This window comes from Actinacidiphila bryophytorum, from assembly GCF_016916835.1.
Lineage (GTDB): Bacteria > Actinomycetota > Actinomycetes > Streptomycetales > Streptomycetaceae > Actinacidiphila > Actinacidiphila bryophytorum.
The window spans coordinates 1-2,623 of sequence record NZ_JAFFIX010000060.1; the positions used below are offsets into that span (position 1 = coordinate 1).

Sequence of the window (2,623 nt, forward strand, 5' to 3'; positions counted from 1 at the left end):
GACGACCCGGACCCGGCCAGGGAAGTCGTGGGCGAGATGGGCGGCGAAAGCGTCCTGGAAGGCGCAGCCTGCCGCGTAGTTGCTCTGGCCCGCGGCCCGCAGGAAGGCGTTCAACGACGAGAAGAACAGCACCAGTTCGAGCGTGGGGCCGCCGAAGGCCTCGACGACGTGGACGCTGCCTGCGACCTTCACGTCCAACGCGGTGCGGAACTCGCCCTCCGTCATAGAGGCAAGGCCGCGGTCGGCCAGCACAAGCCCGGAGTGCACCACCCCGTGTACGACACCGAACCGTTCGCGGACCACGCGCGCTGCCTGTTCGACCGCAGCGGGGTCGGTGACGTCCGTCTGTACGTACAGGGGTCGCGGACCCACCGCGCCCACCCGCGTCAGATCCGCCTCGATCGACGCATCCAGCGGACGGCGGCCCAGCCAGACCACCTGAGCCGCGTAGACTCGGGCCACGTACTCCGACCAGACGACACCGATACCACCGGCACCACCGACGACGACGTACACACCGCCCCGCCGCACACCACCCCCCGCCGCCGCGGGCAGCGCCGCAGGCAACCACCTCTGCACGTACCAGCACCCGGAGCGCAGCGCGAGGGTGGCGTCGGCCGTCGGCAGGGTGAGCAGGTCCGCCACGGGCCACGGGCCGGCCGCGGGGAGGTCGAGCAGGCGTACCCGCCAGTGCGGGTACTCCTTGTGGAGGGCGCCGACGAGGCCGTGGACGGCGGCGTGGGCGGGGGCGTTGCGCTCGTCAGGGGTGACGGCCTGGGTCGCGACGGTGGCGACGGTCAGGTGCAGTTCGCGGTCGCCGTACCCGGCGGCCAGCAGGGCCTTGACCAGCCGGAGGACCTCCATGACGCCCTGGTGCTGCTCTGCGGCCGGTGCGGCCCCCGGTTCCGGTGCGATCCACAGGACGTGGGCCAGACCGTCGCGGCCTGCGGTCGCCGCCGAGTCGGCGGCCACGGCACCGGGGAGCCCGGCCAGGACACGGCGGCGGTAGGCACCGTCCTCGCCGACGACCAGGACCGTGCCCGTGGGTGCGGCGGGCGCGGCCTGCAGCTCCGCTGTGGGTACGGGGGTCCAGGTCGGCACCAGGAAGACGCCCTCGCCTTCGGCGGCCGCGGGCGGGGAGAACTCGGCGGCGGTTGCGGGCCGGTCGAGTTCGCGCAGCGTCAGCCCGGCGATCCGGACCCGGACCGTACCGTCCTCGGCGCACACGTCCACGTCGAAGGTGCTGGGTCCTGTGGCCCGGGCGACGGCGACCGGGTGCTCGGGGCACGGCCCGAACACGGCGACCTCGTCGGCGGCGAAGGGCACGGCTGACGCCGACGCACCGCTGCCCGCGGTGAAGGCGACGACGGTCTGCAGCGCCGCGTCCAGCACGCTCGGGTGGAGCCAGTAGCCGCCGGAGTCGACGTCCTGCGGCGGGAGCAGGCGGGCGACCGCACGGTCGGCGCCGACGTGGACGTCGGTCAGGGCGCGCAGCCGGGGGCCGTGCTCGATGCCCCGGGCGCGCAGGGCGGCGTAGTTCTCCTCGGCGGTGATCCGTCGCCCGGCGGGCGGGGCGGGGTCCGCGGTGGGTGCGGGGAGGGTGAGGCGCTCGGCCTCGCCCTGGCAGTGCACCTCGCCGTCGTCGCCGTGGATGGCGAACCCGATGGCACCGGAGGGGGTCGTGGACAGCGTCGTCGTCAACGTGGCGGGTCCCGCATCGGAGACGACGGGGCGCAGCCAGGTGACATGGCGCAGCCGCAGGGGCTGCTCGCCCTCGTCGAGTGCGAGGCACACGGCGGCGCGGGCCAGTTCGAGCGAGACGACACCCGGGAGGATCGACCGCCCACCGATGACGTGGTCGGCGAGGAAGAACTCGTCGCCGGTCAGGGTGGTCGTGAAGCGGGTCGATCCCAGGGTCGAGGTGTTGCGGTGGACGAGTGGGTGCAGTTCCTGCCGCCCGTGGCCGGTCGGGGCCGTATCGGCCTGCTCCGGCCAGTAGCGGCGGCGGTCGAAGGGGTAGGTCGGCAGCGGGACCCGTCGGTAGCCGCCGCCCGCGAACAGCAGACCGAAGTCCACGTCCTGCCCCTGCACGAAGAGTTCAGCGACAGCCGACAGCCGCTCACGGAACTCCGCACCACCGAGCCCGGAGGGCGCCGCGCACTCCCGCAGGTAGTCGTCACCCAAGGGCTGCGGATCGGCCTCGGCTTCCGCTCCGTCGGAGGCGAACACCCCCGGTGCGCTGCCGTCTTCCAACCAGCCCGACAGTGCCGCCACCAATTCGACGCGGTCGCGCACGACCGCCGCCCACCGCGATCGCACCTGCCGACGACCCAGCAGCAGCGTGAAGCTCACATCGCCCAACGACGCTTCGCGACCCGCATCACCCCGGCACCACTCCAGCAACGCCCGCGCCTGCTCCCGGACTTGCCGCACCGATACCGCCGACAGTGCGATCAGACAGCCGGGCAATGCCACCGGCTCCCGTGCCGCGTCCGGTGCCTCGCCGATCACCACATGCGCGTTCGTCCCCGAGAACCCGAAGGCACTCACCGTGGCAAGACGTGAACGACCCTTTTCCGCTTCCCAGTCCTGCAGCTCATTGCTGATACGGAAGGGCGAACCT

At 73.0% G+C, this 2,623-nt stretch carries 1 protein-coding gene; it reads right to left on the bottom strand.

Features of this window, described 5'->3' with window-relative positions:
• On the bottom strand, positions 1 to 2,550 hold a 2,550-nt coding region (locus tag JT723_RS34545; protein ID WP_372441420.1), incomplete at its 3' end, for an SDR family NAD(P)-dependent oxidoreductase.
• Between the last annotated feature and the right edge of the window lie 73 nt (positions 2,551 to 2,623).